This window comes from Olleya sp. KKT75 (assembly GCF_055635485.1).
This window is the reverse complement of record NZ_CM145759.1, coordinates 2,490,586-2,508,966: the sequence shown is the minus strand read 5'-3', so window position 1 is coordinate 2,508,966 and position 18,381 is coordinate 2,490,586. Positions and strand designations below refer to the sequence as shown.

The following is an 18,381-nucleotide window of genomic DNA, read 5'->3' as shown; positions in this document are numbered from 1 at the left end:
CGTAACTACAGTTTCTTCAATCATTCTAACACCAATAGTTTATTCTTTATTTATTACAATTTTCTTTTCGTTTGTATTTTATGAGTATCATCCTGAATCAAAATTTAACGCAATAGAATGGAATAAAAACAAAAATGATCGTCATCAAATGAGGAAAGACCTAATTGAAAGTAAATTATTAATTGGAAAGACCAAAAATGAGGTTATTGGAATTCTGGGAAAACCGGAGAATTACTTCAAAACAGAGATGGACACTTTAAAAAATTGGAATTATTCTATGGGGAGCGAAGGACATGGAATGGGTTGGAAATTTCACAATCTCGACCTTTATTTTAAGAATGGAAAAATAGAGTCAATTAAAAAAACAGAATTTATTGACTAAATAAACAATTTTAAGCTAGTTGTTGAAACAAAGTCTTTAACATAAGACATTCTTCTATAATTTTAATGACTTAAAAACGAGATATAGGCCTTACATAACTGAATAAAATTTAATTAGAAAGAGTGCCCCAATTATCAATATCGACAGAGTCTAAAGTTTAAGCAATTATACTAACCTTAATCCACTCTTCTATTCTCTATTTTATTCTTTTTTATTTAAATCCTTAAATTTAATTTTTAATAATAAATCGTTAACTTGAAACGTATATAGTTAATTACCAATCCTATTCAACTTATTTTACATCTAAACCAAAAATGAAAAATACTGTATTATTAATTTTAATTATTTTGCTAACAAGTTGTAGCGATGACGATAATGTACAACCTGCCAATCAAACTATGATTGACCAACCTATTAAAATGGTTACGGAATCAAACAAATGGTATCAAAATGGTAGTTCCGTATTCGAAAATGGCGCTACAGGTACTACAGAAACAACAAAAAGATATTTATTGTACTTTTTTGAAGGAGATACAATTATTAATGGGCTTGAATATAAAAAGATGTACAAAAAACAACTTGACTCTATTTTTCATAATCCTTTTTCTGGGGGTACAAATCAATTTATATCTACATTTAGTGACTTAAATTACACTGCAGCAATGCGAGAAGATGCTGAATCAGTATATTATATTTTTAGGAATCAAAATACAGAAGAATTGTATGCCAATTTTAACCTAAATCTAGGTGATGTTTTAAATTATAGATGGAATTCAAGTGAAACTGTTATTGAAATTGATTCAATACAAATTGGAACTAATTATTTAACTAAATATAAATTAAGTAATAACCAATATTTTTATGAAGGAATTGGTGCTTCATATGGATTATTTAAAGGTTGGGAAATTGGATTTGAAGGAGGCGTTTATTTATCATGTTTTAAACATGAGAATGATAAAATAGGAATTGATGAAGGACTAAATTTTGAAATTAATTCAAATTATTGCCCCGAAATAGAATAGTAAACAAATTACTAATACAGGTTTAATTTAAAGTATAGAAACCCTCGAGAGCTTTTTATTGGGACTAATGTACTAATCTTAATACTTGAAATTCGAAACTATTATAAAACATTAGTATCACATTCAATTAATCTAAATTTAAAAAAATCCAAACTGCAAAATAGGTTTATTTATTACAGAATAACAACAAAATGATTATAGAGCAAGAAGAAAAATTTAAAGAAGTACTTTCTAAAATAGAAGGCAAAATTAATGAACAAAGTTTTTTTAATAAATTCTTAGAATTGTATCCCGAAGTTTGGAAAAAACATAAAATTACGTTTTCAAAATTTAATAGAAGTAAACAATTTGGACAAACAATTCCGCTACCTAAACCTGAAGTCTCTTTACGAAAAGAAATTAGGGCTTGGTTACAAAAACAATTACACCATTAGAAATAGTTAAATTTCTTTCATTCTGTTTTTCCATGAAAAAATGGAGTGCTACTATTAATTGTTTTTGAAAACAAATAGCAAAATCTAGAAATAAAACACAACTACTAATACCATAACTTTAAAATAAACAACTTTTAACGTAAGGGTTTACTTAATTTATCTACTAACATCAAGTAATTAAATATACCTTGTTTTTATATGTCCGAAAAAAAGTTGATTTACATTACAGGAATACTTGGTCTGATAGCAAGTATAACTGTTGGTTTAGGAGAGTTTTTATTACACTACAGCAACCAGATAGTAGGTAATTCAGCGCATTATAATTTTTTTAAGTTTGTGCCAAGAGAGAATCTTATCTATGGGCACTTTTTGGCTGTTTTAGGAACACCTTTATATTTTGTTGGTTATTATCACATTTATAAAATGTTAAAGGGTAAAGAAAATAAATGGGCTTTTATTGTATTTACTTTAGGTGTTTTGGCTTTTACTGTTGGTGGCTTTTGGATTACTTCTAGAGCTTTTTTGGGAACAATAGTGCACCTACAAGATGATATTAATAGTACTGTTTATAGACAAATATTAGGTAACTACACTTTACTTAGTGAGTCATTAGTTCAAATATTACGAGTCATAATACTACTTTTATCCGCTTTCTTTATAATTGCAATTTATAAATCACCAACCTACTACAACAAATGGATGGCTATTACCAATCCTATTGTAATATTAATTTTAGTGTTTGCAGTTTACTTTATTATCCCATCTATCGGTAAGTATATTGCCCCCATAGCCATGAATGTCACTCATCTTATTCTATTCAGTTTATCATTATATCAATTTAATAAAAATTACAAATAATTAAATTATGAAATACTTAAAGTTTATATTTCTAGGTCTTATTACAATCATAATTCTGGCAGTACTATTACTTGCTTTTAGATTTGGAACAGATGGGAACAACCCGTATGATAATAAGATTGAAAATGGCATAACTCCAAAATTTAGTGAAGTATTAATCGATTTTAATCAGCAACATAATGGTAAAAAGTCTCTTCCTGTTATCGCATCTTCACTTATTGATATAAACAATGATGGTGTAGACGAAATATTTTTTGGTGGAGGTTTTGACCAACAGGATCAATTATTTCAATATAAAAACAATGCTTTTACTTCCATTTCTAAGAAGGTAAATTTACCTCAAAAAAGCAATTTAACAACATTAGCTTCAGCTTCTGCAGATTTTGATAATAATGGTTTTTCTGATTTAATTATCTCACGTGAAGATGGAATAACAATATATTACAACACTCAAGGTGTCTTTACTCCTAAAAAAGTAAAATATAATTTAGCGGATGATGCAACACCACTTGGCTTTGCATTAGGAGATATTGACAAGGATGGAGATATCGATATTTTTGTGTCTAACTATATTAGAAAAGAACAGATGCAAGGTCAAAATAACTTTACAAAAGGATATGGTCCAATCAGTCAGCTTCTGATAAACAATGGTGACAATACTTTTAAGGATAGCACGCAAAATTCAGGACTGGCTTATAACCACAATACTTTTATGGGCATATTTGTAGATATAGATAATGATAGCTGGTTAGATTTAATAGTAGCGCATGATACAGGAGAAGTTAGAACGTATAAAAACAATGCAGACGGAACATTTAAAATGATTACTAACCCTACTACAGATAAATACGGCTACCCAATGGGTATTGCTGTTGGAGATTACAACAATGATGGTAAAGTAGATTTTATGTTCTCTAATACAGGGACTACAGCCCCGCATTTTTTAGCACGAGGAGACGTTGATGAAAGTGAATTTAATTCTGATTGGATTTTCTTTGAAAACAAAGGAAACTTTGTATTTGAAGATGCGGCTGATAAGGTTAAAGTAGCAGATTTTGAATTCTCTTGGGGTGCAGCTATGGCAGACATGAATAATGATGGTTTGCAAGAATTAATTGTAGCAGAAAACTATGTAGAATTTCCTCCTCACAAAGTTTTTAAATTACCTGGTCGATTTTTAACTCAAAAAGAAGACCACACGTTTGTTGCTACTGAACAAGAAAGTGGTGTCGTAAATAAACACTTTGCTATTACACCATTAATTAGTGATTTTAATTTAGATGGTTACCAAGATTTAGTTTGGGTAAATATTTCTGGTCCAGCAAAAGTCTTTTTAAATAAGGGAGGAGATAACAACTACCTTCAATTAACTTTTTTAGAAAATGCTAAAAATATTGGTGCAAAAATTATAGTAACAACAACTTCAGGAAAAACAATAACAGAAGATTATATTATTGGAGAAGGATTAGTTTCTGATCAAAGTGCAACAATCCATATTGGCTTAGGTAAAGACAACATTAAAAGTACACAAATACACTATACTGATGGCACTGTACAGAACTTGGAGTCTATTAAGATTAATTCAAGAAGTATTGTTCCTAAATTAATTGAAGTACTAGAAAAGGCAGAAGAACTAAAATAATATGCTTAAATATGTCTTTTATTCTGTATTTATATTTGGAATATATGGCGCAGGAATTTTAGTTTATAATGAATTTAGTCAAGGTAATATTTGTCCAAAATTATTAAACATACCTGCCTGTTATATAATTTTAGCTTGTCTTGTAATTCCTTTTTTAGCACATGTCTTTAAAAAAGATAATATTATATATTTTACTGGCACAGGAATAGCTTGGAGTATTGCCTTTTATGGTTCTATCATGCAAATTTCGGGAGTTATTGAATGTCCAAAAACAAGTGCAGGTATCCCAATGTGTTATATTTCTTTTGCTATTTTCACCCTTTTGATAGTTCTAAAAATTAAAGAATTTAAAAAGGTGATGTAAAACAAACAATCGTTTCATTACTAATCAAATATTTTTGATTAAAAAGCGCCTTTAAAGCATTACTAAATAATAGAATTCTATTACTAGATTTTTAAATTCTAATCCAAAGTAGCTTATCCTTAAATAGTGACGTTAAAACAATGTTACAAAACAAGACGTTATCCTTTAAAAAAATCTAATTAACGTATCTTTGTCTACTATTAAAGTTAAAATTATGAAAGACAATACAATGCTTAATTATATTAAAGAAGTTATAAAAAATATGCCAACTGGTTGGTTAAATATAACAACTCATAGATTAGATATTTATAATGAAAAGCTAGCTAAAACTGAGTTTTTAGATCAGTTTGAAACTTTATATACTAGTAATAATTCAGATGCATCTGCATTAAATCAACTACCTACTGCGTATGACTATATTAGACTAGGGCATCCATTATCTTGTGTATTAGAATGGGCACTTGCCCATTTACATGATATTAAATCAGAGAATGTAATTAGTTTTGATTCAAAAATAGTTCCTGTTTTAGCTGTTTTAAGAAAAAATCTATTAGAAAATAAAAACACAACAATTTATTATACAGGTAGTTTACCAGAATGTTTTGATGAAGAAATCATAAAAAATATTTACGGCTATAAGTTTCAACTAAAGCAAGTAAACACAGCTGATGAGATTGTAGCATTAAATGACACAACGGTATTTATATCTCAAGAAGAGACTATTGGCGCTGCGAATTTAGACCCTAATATTGACTTTTTTATAAGCCTACACCAACATCTAGGAAGTATTTTAATAGTTAATGGTACAGCTAACGAAAATTATATCTCAGACATACAACATGTCCGTAGAAGAGAGACCGTTGCTATGACACCTGCAAACGCGCTTATAGCATTAAATGCATTAGTAGAACAGTCAATCATTAAAAACAAAACAATAGATCTTACAAACAAAAATAGTGTCTTAAACGCCATTAAAACCGTAACTAACACAACTACTAAACCGTTAGTAGCCTCTAGTGGTTTATCTATACAGTACGCTATTTTAATGGGGCTTATTCATGACGCTATTATAAACCATAAAGGAAAAGCTATTAAAATTATAGTGCCTCCAAATTGTTATGGTGGTACTAATGACCAGGCTAGACGTGTTGCTGCATGTATTAATAATGTGGATATCGTAGATTTACCAGTAGATGGTGATAATGATATGGTACAAAGTATTAATACCGTTTTAGATACCATAGCAGAACAAGATGCAGTCCCTTATATAATTGCAGAAATCCCTACAAATCCTAGGGTTGAAGTACCTAACTTAATTAAGTTAAAAGAAGCCTTAAGTAAAGTGCGTAAGACACCAAGCGGAGCAACAGCTATAGATCCTGTATTTATATTGGATCAAACATTCTGTCCAAATGTGCACTTTTTAGGTGAAAACGATATGTTGTCTACAGTTAGAACTATTTCTTTTGCTAGTGGGTCTAAATTCCCAAGTGGTGGACAATGTACTGCTGGTTACTGTGTTGGAAATACTAATACACTTGCTTTAATGGAAAAAATTGAAAATCATCTTATGCTTTGTGATAATGAGGCTACTGATTTTCAATATGACATCCTAGCAAAGCAATTACCTTCAATGAACCAAAGAATTAGCGATGCGTATAAAAACACACGTGAGTTTGTTAATTATATCCATGACGTGTTACCAGGCGCAAAAATCAACTTTGTCTCAGAAGCATTAGCTTCACAAGGGTTTACACCTTCTGTTTTTTCTTTAGATCTTCCTACAAAAGGTAATACAGATGAAGAAAAAGAAACGTATAAACGTGCCCTGAATTTAAAGTTGATAAACTTGATGATTACTGAAATCCCTAACGAGAGTAAGTTTTGTGTTAGTTATGGGCAATTAAAAGGGTGTTATTGGACTATTCCTGCAACCTCTACACAGGGAACGACTAAAGAGGGCGATAAGGATTATATTGTTCGTGCCTCACTATCTCCTAACTTAGATCTTGAATTACATAAAAAAGTATTTTTAGACTTTGTAAAAAGTATTTAATACTTGCTATAATTTAAGAAACTTTAATTATAATTCTTAAATTTATAAACTATCCTAAATAATATAGGCATGCATCTTTTAGGTGCATGCCTATATTATTTAGGATAGTTTGGCAACTATTATATAACCGTTTAATTTACAAACAAATGAAAGCGAAGACAACCTACTTGAAAGGAAAATCCATATTTATTGTTTCAATTATTGTAATAGCCATTACAGTGCTTACGGTTTATATTACAGGTATTAATTATAATAGAAGTATTACCTCAAACTTTTATCTGTCCTTGTCTATAATAGGTGCTGCTTTGTTTTTATTTATCACTTATGGCCTTTATAAAGGGATTGGATTAATAGACAACTTTCCTGCTTTTAAAAATTTTAAATTAAAAGAATCTATTACAAGTTCTTCTAACTTTACAGATTTCCCTGATATAGCTATAGCTGAAGGCATTTTAGGTATACTAATATCAATTGTATTATGGATAGCCATGTCAATCGCTTTTACACTACTTCTCATCTTTTTAGAAGCCTTCTTTTGGTTTTCGCTTTTTATATTACTCGGGATGTTGTATTGGGTCTTTTTTAGAGCATTAAAACTCGTGTTTTCAAAAGTAAAACAGACCAAAAATAATTTACTGTTATCTGTAAAATACGCGTTAAGTTATACCGCATTATATTTAGGATGGCTTTTTGCTATTGTTTACATCACAGAACAACTACGTTAACTACCATCTATTAGAAACATAATATTCGTTATAATAGAAACTAATCGATCGTTGTAATTGATGCCTAACCTTAACGTTACACTTTTTAAAGTTTAGCTTTTTAATCAGAATTTAGGCCACAAAAAAAGCTTCTCTTTTTCAAGAGAAGCTTCTTGCTTCTGGGTGGAAGACCGGGTTCGAACCGGCGACTTTCGGTACCACAAACCGACGCTCTAACCAGCTGAGCTACAACCACCATTTGTGCGCATTTAATAATGCGTGTGCAAAGGTAAATTATTTACTAGTTATTCCAAACTTTTTTTAAAAAAAATTTATTTTAAATCAAATAAACTATCCACTGCTGCGTAACGCTCTACAGTATAACCTTCTGCGTAATCCATATTTACTAGTCTACCTAGGTCTCTAGCTCTATATTTGACACTATCTGTAAAATTTTTACTAGAAATAGGTGTTTCTGGCTCTTTACTTGTCGGATCAAAGAACTGCGTTTTGTATGCTAAAACACTTTTCATCTTAATATCAAGGTATCCAGAAATATCTACAACAAAGTCCGGTTCAATAGTTTTCCATTGGATATAATGATAGACTTGCTTTGGTCGCCATTGTTTTTGAATAGTATTTTCAACCTTGGTTTCAATTTTTATTAATCCACTCAAAAAACAAGCATCACTAACTAATTTACTTCCTTTTCCGTGATCTATATGCCTATCATCAATAGCATTACAAAGTACAATCTCTGGTTGATACTTGCGTATCATCTTTATAATTTCTAATTGATGCTGCTTATCATTAACAAAAAAGCCATCTTTAAATCCTAGATTCTCTCTGTAAGCAACACCTAGTATGTTTTTTGCATCTTCAGCTTCCGTTTTACGGGTTAATGCTGTACCGCGTGTTCCTAATTCTCCTTTTGTTAAATCTACTATAACAACAGTTTTTCCTTTAGCTACTTCTTTTGCTATTGTACCTCCTGCTCCAAGTTCTACATCGTCTGGATGGGCACCAAATGCTAGTATGTCTACTTTCATCTTAATATTATTTATTCCAATCTTGTTTTTGTTCTTCAGTTAAAAAAGTCCAAGCTACTACTCTACTTTTCTTGTTTCCAATATTAAGGGCTATAGTAAGGACTTGTGTTGCGCCAAGCTTTTTAAGCGATTGATGCATTGTTTTTACGTTGTCTTTGTTTGATACTAGACTAGTATACCAAAAACTTTGTGTTTTTAATAAAGAGCTTTCGTATAAATAGTTATGTAAAAAAGCTTTCTCGCCTCCGGTGTACCATAACTCATGGGCTTGACCAGCAAAATTACGCACCATTTGATCCGTAGGTTTTCCTAATCCTTTAAGTTTACTAGTTGTTGCCTTTAGTGCATCTGCTTCATTTTTAAAAAATGGAGGATTACACATAGCAACTGTTATCTTATCAGTTTCGCTTAAAACACCATTTAAAATATGCGCATCATCTTGTTGTTTTTTAAGCTTAATTTTATCTTGTAGATTGTTTTTGTCTACAATGTTTTGGGCAGATTTAAGTGCTTGATCATTACTATCTACACCAATAAAACTCCAATCATGCACTGCATTACCTAATAATGGGTAAATACAGTTTGCACCTGTACCTATGTCTAAAACAGTAACATTCTCTGTTAATTTAGAACGTTCTAATAAATCTGCAATGTGATGGATATAATCTACACGTCCCGGAATTGGTGGACATAAAAAGTGATCTGGAAAATCCCAAAACTGAATATCATAATGCGATTTTAATAAAGCTGCATTTAAAGCTTTAACAGCTTTAGGGTTTGCAAAATCAATTGTTTTTTTATTATTAGCATTTGTAAAAATAAAGGGCTCTATGTTTGGATAGACCGTTGCAAGCTGAGTAAAATTGTAATCGTCAGTATGTTTGTTTCTTTTGTGCAAAATTTGAGTATTAGTAATTGTTATTAGTTAATTTTTATTTAATGGCACTAATTGCTTGTTTTATATCCGCTTTTAAATCTTTAGTTTCTTCTATTCCTAAAGAAAAACGAATTAATCCATCAGAGATACCTACCTCTGCTCTTTGTTCTGGTGTTAATAATGCATGTGATGTTTGTGTTGGTGATAATACGGTACTCTCAATACCTGCTAAACTAATAGAAGCTTTAATAAGCTGCAGCTGCTTCATAAATTGATCAGAATCAAATGCATCCTCCAATTCAAAAGACAACATTGCTCCGAAGCCTTTCATTTGTTTTTTTGCTAGTTTATGTTCTGGGTGTGTTTTTAAACCTGGATAATACACGTGTTTTACAAAGGGTTGTTTTGTTAACCATTTAGCCATTTTATTAGCATTTTTAGTTTGTGCTTTAACACGTAAACCCATAGTTTTCATGCTACGTTCTAACATCCAAACAGTAAAATCACTTAAACTACCACCATAATTTTTAGAGACATTCCAAATTAACTCCATATGCGCTACACTTCCGGCAACTGCACCAGCACAAATATCACTATGACCACCAAAATATTTGGTTGCGGAGTGCATGATTAAATCTATTCCAAACTCAGCTGGATTTTGATTAACAGGACTTGCAAATGTATTATCTATACTTGTTACTATATTTTTTTGTTTTCCTAATTTAGCTATTGCCTCAATATCAGTAATAGTTAAGAGTGGATTTGACGGTGTTTCAATATGAATTAATTTGGTGTTAGGCTGAATTGCTGCTTCAAAATCTTCGACCTTATAACCGTTAGTAAAAGTAAATTCTATATTTAACTTAGGAAACTCTTCTCTAATAAAATTAGAAGTCCCACCGTATAGTGTGTTTTGTACTACAATATGATCCCCTGCTTTTAAAAAAGCTAAAAACATATGACTAATAGCCGCCATACCAGAAGCAAATATCATTGCTGCTTCAGTGCTTTCCAAAGCTGCTATTTTTTTTACTAAATACTCTTGATTAGGTGTATTAAAATAACGTGGATAACGCTTAACATCCACATCCATAAACTGATATGATGAAGATAAATAAATAGGCGAAATAGCGCCTTTAAATTGTTCGTCAGGGACTTCTCCAACGTGTGTGCAAATGGTATTTAAACCGGGATTCTTTAATTTCATTTCACAAATACATTTAAACATGTAATTTAGTCATTTAATACTTCTTTATTAAAATAATCTGTACTATTATTAAAATATGCAGTCCTGATTTAACGACTCCTTAACTATAACTTACCTCACTTTTTTGTATTTTAAGAATTATGATAGCACAAGACAAAGAAGAAAATAAAAACATTTTAAAACAATCAATATCACATTTAGAGTTTTTAGGCTTTGAAAATATTAAAGCAGACTTACAAGGTTATGAGCAACCCTCTACATTTGTAAAAAAGGAAGATAACATGGTAATTGTACCAGATATTACTGCTTATAAGCGTACTAAAAAATATATTTTTGAATTAGGTATTAAAAGCAATAAGCCCAAAGCATTAAAAACAAAATGGCGATTATTAGATGTAGTCACACGGATGAAAGATCAACGATTTAAAATTATAACCACAAAAGGACATTATAGTTTTACCAATACAATGTTAAGTGAGTTGAACTTAGATAAAACACTAATGAAAATTTAAAATAAAACAAAAAAAACAGCATTTGCTGTTTTTTTTTTATGACTTAATCTTCTAGTTTACTTTGCTTAACAATTGCTTTTAGGCGCTCTTTTCTAGAGAGTTCTTCCTTTTTTTTCTTATTTAATTTTTTAGCCATTAGCTTAGAATGCTTGGCTTTGTTTTTGGTGTTTTTCTGACCTTTAGGCTTTGGCATAATCTTATTTTTTTGACCCTTTTAGTAATGTATTCTGTTCCTCTATTAAATCTGTTAATTTGGACAACAGCTCTATATCCTTTGGTGTTTTTACCGTTTTATTTTTGACATCCTGAGATTTATCTCTTAATTGGTTCATGGCTTTTACAACAATAAACACGGTCAAACCTACGATTAAAAAATCTAACATTACCTCAAACAACTCGCCATAATACACTGCAACTTCTTGTGTTGTAATTACACCTTCTGTATTTGTAATAGCATCTCTTAATATGTAACGCTTATTATGAAAATTTAATCCATCAGTCATTAGTGATAATGGTGGCAAAAACACTTTTTTAACCAACACATCAATAACCTTATTGAAGGATGCACCTATTATTATACCAATAGCCATATCCATCATGTTACCTTTTACAGCAAACTCTTTGAATTCTTTAAAAAATTTCATTTTAAACCTAATTTATATTCCGCGAAGATATTAAATAATAGAAAGCATCAAGTTTAATCTCTGGGTGTTTTATCATAAGCCTTAACCATAAGAAAAGCCCAAGCAAAGACACAAACAAACACTACTATCGAGAACCAAAAAACGATACTATTTCCTTCCATTATTTATCAGTTTTATATAAATCATTACACCTAAAAGTGTAGGCGCCCACAAACCAATAAAAATACCGTGCAATTGTTCTCCATTCAAAAACAAATACTCGGCAACTAAAATTATAGCTAAACATAATACTAAAAGTAATACGTTGCTTAATCCAATTTTTCTTATGTAATTCATTAATATTTTTATTATTTTTAACAAGTTAATCAATAAAACTAAAAAAACCAAAACCACCAACCAAAAGCTATTTTGACTGATTTATCTGTCTTTAAACGATAATATTATTTTTATTTAAATTAAAAAGTGTATTTCATCGAATAAAAAGACCTTTAAAAGGATAATCAAGAGAATGTACATATATTGGTCGAAGAAATTAACCTTACAACTGATTAACGCCCTTTATCATGAGAAAAGCTACTTTACTTTTACTTCTTACTTTTTGCAATTTTATTTTTGCCTCAAACACAACAACCACTTCAAATATAGATTCAGATAGTAGTATTCAAATTATTAGATTAAACTATACTGCACCAAATAGTGCTTCTAGAGAGTTATTGTTAGCTTTTACATCAGACAATGCTGCGACAGATGGTGTAGATTATGGTTATGACGCAACAGTAAGCAGCCCTTTTACTAATGATTTAAACTGGCTAATTGAGGATAACCGTTATGTTATACAAGGTGTTGGTGCTTTTGATAATAATAAACAATACTTATTTGGATTATATAATGAGTTTAGTGGTGAAGCAACCATAGAAATTACAAGTTTAGAAGATTTTGATACAGATATTGATATCTATATTTACGATGCTTTATTAAACACTTACACCTCAGTAAAAGACACAGCATACACAGTAACGCTAGATGCAGAAAACTACACTGATCGCTTCTATATTGCTTTTAACCAATCAGAAGAAAACACTACTGACGAAACTACTGACGAAACTACTGATGACACAAACGACGAAACAACAGATGATGATAACACAACAGCTGACGAAGACTCAAATACTGATGAAGATTCTGATGAAGATTCTGATGATGCTACTTCAGAAGAAGACACTACAGACAGCACTGAGGATACAAATACTGATCTTGGTTTAAAAATCAAATATATAAAAGGATTAAATCAATTAAAAATTAGCGTCAAAAACAATAACACAATTAGCAGTGTTATAGTATACAACAACAAAGGTGCGGTTTTAAAAACTAAGCAAAATATTAACGCTAAAAAAACCAACATTAGACTTAATAGAAGAAATAAAAGACTAATACTACATATCACTACAAATACTAAAACAATAATAAAACAGATTGTTTTACCAAGAAGGAACTAATACTGCTTAAGATAAGCACAAAAAAAAACTCACTATTTACTTAGTGAGTTTTTTTTGTACCTATTATAAGACTGGTAACTATTATTTTTTATAATACTTAGCGTATTTCCTGTATGAAAAGAAACCTATTACAGCAACCATTACTGCTGCTATTGCAATAAACTTAAAGCTTACTATTTGATCTCCACTAGCATAACTATGTAATCCTGAAAGGTAGAAATTAACTCCAAAATAAGTCATTAAAATACTACTAAACGTCACAATTGCCATTAAGTTAAAAAACCAGCGTCCACGTAACCCAGGTACTAATCGCATGTGTATTACAAAGGCGTATAACATAATACTAATTAAGGCCCATGTTTCTTTTGGATCCCATCCCCAATATCTTCCCCAACTTTCATTAGCCCATTGTCCACCTAAAAAGTTTCCAATAGTTAACATTACCAAACCGACAGTTAACGCCATTTCAGTAATTATAGTCAATTCTTTAATATTAATGTCCATCTTAGCTTTGTTATTAGAGTTAGTTAAGATCATTAATATTAATGACACTAATCCTAATATCATACCTAATGTAAATGGTCCATAACTAGCCACAATAACAGCCACGTGAATCATTAACCAATAACTATCTAATACCGGCTGTAAATTAGCAATAGCAGGATCCATCCAGTTCCAATGTGCAATCATTAAAATCATTGCAGTTACAAATGCTGTAGACGCTAATGTTAAATCACTTTTTCTTCCAAATGCTAAACCAAAAAACATAGTCGCCCAAGCAACATAAATCATAGACTCATAAGCATCACTCCAAGGTGCATGACCTGAGATATACCAACGCGCTATTAAACCTGCTGTATGTAAAATAAACAGTCCTAAAATAATAAATTTAAATACTGTAATACTTTTATTTAACCACTTATTACTAGACTTAAAGATTTGCCAAACAAGTAATAAAAACAATAAAGTACCAGCATACATGTACCAACTAAATAGCTTTTTAAACACATCATATTTGTTATATAATATCTCTGCATTTATCTTACTATCACTAAGCATTACATTAGCCCCTACCTTACCTTGCGACTTTTTGAAAGCTTCTAAAAGCTTCTCAGATTTTTCATAATCTTTAGACTTCTTAGCTTCATTTAAAGTATATAAATACCAATCAAAACTAGAACCAACAAAACTACCATAAATAGTATCTGTTATCTGTTGCTTATAACCTTCGTTTTTATATTCAAAAGGAGAAATCCATTTATTGTTTTCATCATCCGGAATCGGAAATATTTTTAAAGAACGTCCCTCAATAGCATTACTTAACAAGTTAATACGTTGATTGGTTTCCAAAAATTCTTTCTGAATCCCTGTTTGCGATTTTAAAGCCGATGCTTCTTCTAGATAAGGGTCTAACTTATATTTAAAGTCGTCCGTAAAAAAGTCTAATAATCTTGCAAATTCTTGATCCTTTGGAATACCGATCACGCTTCTAATAGAATCCGCTTTCTGTCTTTTTAAATAGATAATTGGTACATTATACCATAACATTGGACTTTCTTGAATACTCAAGAAAATCTGATTTGCAGTCAACCCTTCATAAGTTTCATGCTTTGTTAGTTTTCTTACCAACTCAGAAGAATACGTGTCAATAGGCATCATACGTCCATCTAAATCCTGAATAACAATATGACCAAACTTATCAGCATGGGCTTTTGGTGCCACATTTGCTTTTAAGATTGAATCTATTTGAAATTTTGAAGGTGCTTTACTCTCCTCCACTTCTTCATGACCATGTCCATCATTTGCGCTGTGCTGCTCTTGTTGAGCAAAAGTTGTTAAACTAAAACACAATAAAATAAGCGTCGTAATTTTAGCCTTTTTATTTTTAACCTTCTCTAACCCATTCTGTAAATCTCTAAACCTTGTGTGGTTAGCAAATAAAATAGCCATCATACCAAAATACAATAAGAAGTAACCTAAATAAGTAACCCAAGTCCCCCAATAGTCATGATTAACAGACAAAATGGTTCCTTTTAAATCTTTATCATAATCAGCTTGAAAAAAGCGGTATCCACGATGATCCAATATATTATTCATATAAATATGAAAATCAAAATCACCTTGTTCCTTATCTATAACTGTCACTTTACTTTCGTAAGAAGAATAGTTGTTTTCTGTACCAGGATATTTTTCAGCAATAAAATCGTTTAATTTTACTTCAAAAGGTAATTCTAATACTTTAGAACCATATTTTAAAGCAATATCTAAACCACCAACTTTAACTTGTTTAAAACGATTATTAGACCATTGACTACCCAATAATTTAACTTCTTTAGTTTCGCCATTAGCAGTAACATTAAGCACTACTGCGTTTTCATCTTGCTTTAAGAAACTTGCTTTTTTAACGACATCAAATTTTCCTTTTACAACAGGCTTAGGAAACACCAATTGCATATCTCCAATAACATATCTAGAACGCAGCATTAATGGCTGTATGGAATCTTTTATAAGTTTACCTTGTGCCATACTTGCCATAATCAAATATTCTCCTTCAAATGGAGAATGCACCATTAAACCGTCTGGTGTTGTTGTAATATTTACAGCCCCTTCCGTAGGTTTATCCAATGCCACTAATAAGTTATGGATGTTTTCTACTGTACCTTGTTTTAAAAAGTGATTGTGCGGTCCATTACCTCTAGCCTCAACAATTTTTAAGTAATTCTCACCAGCATCATCAGGTACAATATCTTCTTCTGCACCAAGAAAAAAGTTTGTTAATTCAAAACTAACTGGCGTGTTATTGTAATATGCGGTGTGGTCAAAGCTATTTTCCATTCTTCCAGAAAAATCTACTTCTTCATCAAACGGTAAACGTTGCGGTACACCGTCTATCATATAATCACCATCAATATATGCTGTAATGTATGTTTTTTGAGATAAAAACCCACTTTCAGTTTCTCCTTCTCTAATTGCAATCATTCCTTCAAAACCAAAGTAACGCGTAATACCAGCGCCTAAAATGATAAATATAAAGGCTAAATGCAGGGTTAAAGTCGCCCATTTTTCCTTTCGTAATAATCTAAATTTAAAAATATTACCAATAAAATTGATCATAAATAAAACCATGATAGCTTCAAACCACCAAGCGTTATAAATTAAATTTCTGGTATAAGGTGTTGGAGAAGTATCCATGTTTCTGTCCAGAATAGTTCCAACAGCCATTGCGGTTGCAAAAACAATAAATAAGACAGATGTTAATCGTGTAGAAAATAAGATTTTGGCGATTCTATTTTGCATAATAATAGGCCTTTTTTAGCTCGTGCAAATATAATCGTTTTTGTTGGTTATAATTCCTTTAAAACTTCCAAATCTTGTGTTAAAATTACGGTTTAGACTTTTGTCTAGCTTCAAAAATTTTCAAATACATAAATGTGCCCATTTTTCTTGCCCTACGCTTCGCATTATCAGCCATTTCACCTTCAAAAAATTGATCAATAGTTGCGTACCATAAATTTAACCAAAGCCCAAAATGTAGCTCTGTGATACTATGGTCTAACGTTGCATCTACTTTTTCATGCGCTTCTAGTGGGTTGCCAATATATTTATGGTCTAATTTTTTACCAATAAACAAACTAGACTCCCAAAACGTTGTTAAATGGTCTAAATGCGTGTCCCAATCTGTAATTATAGCATTAAAAATAGGACCTAACACTTTATCTGCTCTAACTTTTAAGTAAAACTGGTCTACTAAAAGCTTAACATCCTGACGGTTTGTAATGGCTTTTCTATTCATAGTAACAAAGATAAAGTTTTGTACTTTTAAATCTTTATTTTCTTAGTATTTTAGCGCTATGATTAAAATAGTTTTGCTTGGCGCAGGAAATGTGGCCACACACTTATATAAAGTATTTAAAGAAGCTTCTAATAATGAAGTTGTGCAATGGTACAACCGCAACCTAAAAGCTATTGAAACGTACAAAAACGAAGTAGACATTACCGATGACGTTAATGCGCTAATCGAAGCCGACGTTTATATTATTGCCATAAGCGATGATGCTATCGAGGCGTTAAGTGCGTCTTTACCTTTTGAAAACCGATTGGTTGTACACACCTCTGGAAGTGCCCGTTTATATGACATTGACCAAAAACATTATCGTGGCGTATTTTACCCTTTACAAACCTTTAGCAAGGATGTAGATCTAGATTTTACAACAGTCCCTATTTGTATTGAAACCTTAAGAAAAAAAGATTTTAAACTATTAGAAACTATAGGAGAAAGTTTGGGGTGTAAAACTTTTAAAGTAAATCCTAAACAGCGCCCTGCATTGCATCTAGCTGCAGTATTTGTTAATAATTTTACGAATCAAATTTATAGAATAGCACACGAAATTACAGAAAAACAAGGTGCCGAATTTGATATATTAAAACCATTGATTGCTGAAACTGCTAGAAAAGTGCAAGAAGTATCGCCTTATTTAGCGCAAACAGGACCTGCAAAACGAAATGATAAAAAAACAATAAAAAGACATTTAAAATTATTAGATAATCCACATCACGAAGACGTGTATAATCTAATGACAGAATCTATAAAAAAGACACATGGACGATAAAAGCTATAAAGAATATTTACACCAAGTAACAACATTTATTTTTGATGTAGATGGTGTATTAACAAACGGAATGATTACCATTACCTCTTCAGGAGAAATGATAAGACACATGAATGTCAAGGATGGTTATGCTATGAAACAAGCGTTAAATCATGGCTACAATGTTTGTATTATCTCAGGTGGTACAAACGAAGGTGTGCGTACTAGATTAAACCATTTAGGTATTAAAGACGTGTATTTAGGTGCACATCAAAAAGTAGTGCAATTTGAAGAGTATTTAAACAACAATCAAATTAAAGCAGAAAACGTTTTATATATGGGTGATGACATCCCTGACGTACCTGTTTTAAAATTAGTTGGTGTCTCTAGCTGCCCACAAGACGCTGTACCAGAAGTTAAACGTGTCTCTAAATATATATCGCACAAATTAGGCGGAGAAGGTTGTGTACGTGACGTCATTGAGCAAGTTATGAAAGTACAAAACAAATGGGATAGCGATTTTGACGCGCAAACATTTTAATATT

The 18,381-nt window shown here is 31.0% G+C and carries 20 protein-coding genes and 1 tRNA gene; 12 read left to right on the top strand and 9 right to left on the bottom strand.

Annotation, left to right across the window (positions count from 1 at the left end; genetic code table 11):
* Window positions 1–148 precede the first annotated feature (148 nt).
* The 8 genes from ACZ2G2_RS11315 to ACZ2G2_RS11280 all read left to right on the top strand — a co-directional run bounded on the left by ACZ2G2_RS11315 (window position 149) and on the right by ACZ2G2_RS11280 (window position 7,483).
* Window positions 149–382: a hypothetical protein gene (locus ACZ2G2_RS11315; RefSeq protein WP_470392150.1), complete on the top strand. Its 234-nt coding sequence runs from the start codon at window positions 149–151 to the stop codon at window positions 380–382.
* Window positions 383–696: 314 nt separating this feature from the next.
* On the top strand, window positions 697–1,404 hold the full coding sequence (locus ACZ2G2_RS11310; RefSeq protein ID WP_470392149.1) for a hypothetical protein: 708 nt from the start codon (window positions 697–699) through the stop codon (window positions 1,402–1,404).
* A 191-nt stretch (window positions 1,405–1,595) separates the two neighbouring features.
* The gene (locus tag ACZ2G2_RS11305) at window positions 1,596–1,838 is read left to right on the top strand and encodes a hypothetical protein (RefSeq protein ID WP_090839535.1); all 243 of its coding nucleotides are present in this window, start codon (window positions 1,596–1,598) and stop codon (window positions 1,836–1,838) included.
* Window positions 1,839–2,036: 198 nt separating this feature from the next.
* Complete coding sequence (locus ACZ2G2_RS11300) at window positions 2,037–2,696, top strand: DUF6796 family protein (RefSeq protein WP_101203119.1); 660 nt, start codon at window positions 2,037–2,039, stop codon at window positions 2,694–2,696.
* Window positions 2,697–2,703: 7 nt separating this feature from the next.
* Window positions 2,704–4,338 carry a CRTAC1 family protein gene (locus ACZ2G2_RS11295; protein ID WP_470392148.1) on the top strand — a complete coding sequence of 545 codons (1,635 nt, stop codon included), beginning with the start codon at window positions 2,704–2,706 and terminating at the stop codon, window positions 4,336–4,338.
* 1 nt (window position 4,339) lies between these two features.
* On the top strand, window positions 4,340–4,702 hold the full coding sequence (locus ACZ2G2_RS11290; RefSeq protein WP_470392147.1) for a hypothetical protein: 363 nt from the start codon (window positions 4,340–4,342) through the stop codon (window positions 4,700–4,702).
* A gap of 214 nt (window positions 4,703–4,916) precedes the next feature.
* The gene (locus ACZ2G2_RS11285) at window positions 4,917–6,758 is read left to right on the top strand and encodes a PLP-dependent aminotransferase family protein (RefSeq protein ID WP_470392146.1); all 1,842 of its coding nucleotides are present in this window, start codon (window positions 4,917–4,919) and stop codon (window positions 6,756–6,758) included.
* Between the two features lie 146 nt (window positions 6,759–6,904).
* Entirely contained in the window at window positions 6,905–7,483 is a 579-nt protein-coding gene (locus tag ACZ2G2_RS11280; RefSeq protein WP_470392145.1) for a hypothetical protein, read from the top strand.
* Between the two features lie 160 nt (window positions 7,484–7,643).
* On the opposite strand, the gene ACZ2G2_RS11275 is transcribed toward ACZ2G2_RS11280, so the two are convergent.
* From ACZ2G2_RS11275 to ACZ2G2_RS11260, 4 genes are all read right to left on the bottom strand, one after another.
* A tRNA-His gene (locus ACZ2G2_RS11275) sits at window positions 7,644–7,719 on the bottom strand.
* A gap of 75 nt (window positions 7,720–7,794) precedes the next feature.
* Window positions 7,795–8,511 carry a bacillithiol biosynthesis deacetylase BshB1 gene (gene bshB1, locus ACZ2G2_RS11270; protein ID WP_470392144.1) on the bottom strand — a complete coding sequence of 239 codons (717 nt, stop codon included), beginning with the start codon at window positions 8,509–8,511 and terminating at the stop codon, window positions 7,795–7,797.
* A gap of 7 nt (window positions 8,512–8,518) precedes the next feature.
* Window positions 8,519–9,409 (bottom strand): 23S rRNA (adenine(1618)-N(6))-methyltransferase RlmF, encoded by an 891-nt coding sequence (gene rlmF / locus ACZ2G2_RS11265; protein ID WP_090839547.1) that lies wholly within the window; start codon window positions 9,407–9,409, stop codon window positions 8,519–8,521.
* A 34-nt stretch (window positions 9,410–9,443) separates the two neighbouring features.
* Complete coding sequence (locus tag ACZ2G2_RS11260) at window positions 9,444–10,595, bottom strand: trans-sulfuration enzyme family protein (RefSeq protein WP_470392143.1); 1,152 nt, start codon at window positions 10,593–10,595, stop codon at window positions 9,444–9,446.
* Window positions 10,596–10,735: 140 nt separating this feature from the next.
* Between ACZ2G2_RS11260 and ACZ2G2_RS11255 the strand changes: the two genes are divergently transcribed.
* Window positions 10,736–11,107, top strand: coding sequence for a hypothetical protein (locus ACZ2G2_RS11255; protein WP_090839551.1), 372 nt, complete (start codon window positions 10,736–10,738; stop codon window positions 11,105–11,107).
* 43 nt (window positions 11,108–11,150) lie between these two features.
* Here the strand turns inward: ACZ2G2_RS11255 and ACZ2G2_RS11250 are convergent, their stop codons facing one another.
* The 3 genes from ACZ2G2_RS11250 to ACZ2G2_RS11240 all read right to left on the bottom strand — a co-directional run bounded on the left by ACZ2G2_RS11250 (window position 11,151) and on the right by ACZ2G2_RS11240 (window position 12,087).
* The gene (locus tag ACZ2G2_RS11250) at window positions 11,151–11,300 is read right to left on the bottom strand and encodes a hypothetical protein (RefSeq protein WP_281847182.1); all 150 of its coding nucleotides are present in this window, start codon (window positions 11,298–11,300) and stop codon (window positions 11,151–11,153) included.
* Between the two features lie 4 nt (window positions 11,301–11,304).
* Window positions 11,305–11,751: a large conductance mechanosensitive channel protein MscL gene (mscL, locus tag ACZ2G2_RS11245; RefSeq protein WP_470392142.1), complete on the bottom strand. Its 447-nt coding sequence runs from the start codon at window positions 11,749–11,751 to the stop codon at window positions 11,305–11,307.
* 147 nt (window positions 11,752–11,898) lie between these two features.
* The gene (locus tag ACZ2G2_RS11240; RefSeq protein ID WP_090839555.1) at window positions 11,899–12,087 is read right to left on the bottom strand and encodes a hypothetical protein; all 189 of its coding nucleotides are present in this window, start codon (window positions 12,085–12,087) and stop codon (window positions 11,899–11,901) included.
* A 227-nt stretch (window positions 12,088–12,314) separates the two neighbouring features.
* On the opposite strand from ACZ2G2_RS11240, the gene ACZ2G2_RS11235 reads away from it, so the two are divergent.
* Complete coding sequence (locus ACZ2G2_RS11235) at window positions 12,315–13,247, top strand: hypothetical protein (RefSeq protein ID WP_470392141.1); 933 nt, start codon at window positions 12,315–12,317, stop codon at window positions 13,245–13,247.
* A gap of 81 nt (window positions 13,248–13,328) precedes the next feature.
* Here the strand turns inward: ACZ2G2_RS11235 and ACZ2G2_RS11230 are convergent, their stop codons facing one another.
* Both ACZ2G2_RS11230 and ACZ2G2_RS11225 read right to left on the bottom strand, forming a co-directional pair.
* Complete coding sequence (locus ACZ2G2_RS11230) at window positions 13,329–16,544, bottom strand: cytochrome c biogenesis protein (protein ID WP_470392140.1); 3,216 nt, start codon at window positions 16,542–16,544, stop codon at window positions 13,329–13,331.
* A gap of 85 nt (window positions 16,545–16,629) precedes the next feature.
* Window positions 16,630–17,040, bottom strand: a complete 411-nt coding sequence (locus ACZ2G2_RS11225; RefSeq protein WP_090839561.1) for a group III truncated hemoglobin — start codon at window positions 17,038–17,040, stop codon at window positions 16,630–16,632.
* 58 nt (window positions 17,041–17,098) lie between these two features.
* Here ACZ2G2_RS11225 and ACZ2G2_RS11220 point away from each other — a divergent pair, with 58 nt between their 5' ends.
* Together ACZ2G2_RS11220 and ACZ2G2_RS11215 are read left to right on the top strand one after the other, a co-directional pair.
* Window positions 17,099–17,857 carry a Rossmann-like and DUF2520 domain-containing protein gene (locus ACZ2G2_RS11220; protein WP_470392139.1) on the top strand — a complete coding sequence of 253 codons (759 nt, stop codon included), beginning with the start codon at window positions 17,099–17,101 and terminating at the stop codon, window positions 17,855–17,857.
* Complete coding sequence (locus tag ACZ2G2_RS11215; RefSeq protein WP_090839566.1) at window positions 17,847–18,377, top strand: KdsC family phosphatase; 531 nt, start codon at window positions 17,847–17,849, stop codon at window positions 18,375–18,377. Before ACZ2G2_RS11220 ends, ACZ2G2_RS11215 begins: the two co-directional genes overlap by 11 nt.
* The last annotated feature ends 4 nt before the right edge of the window (window positions 18,378–18,381 follow it).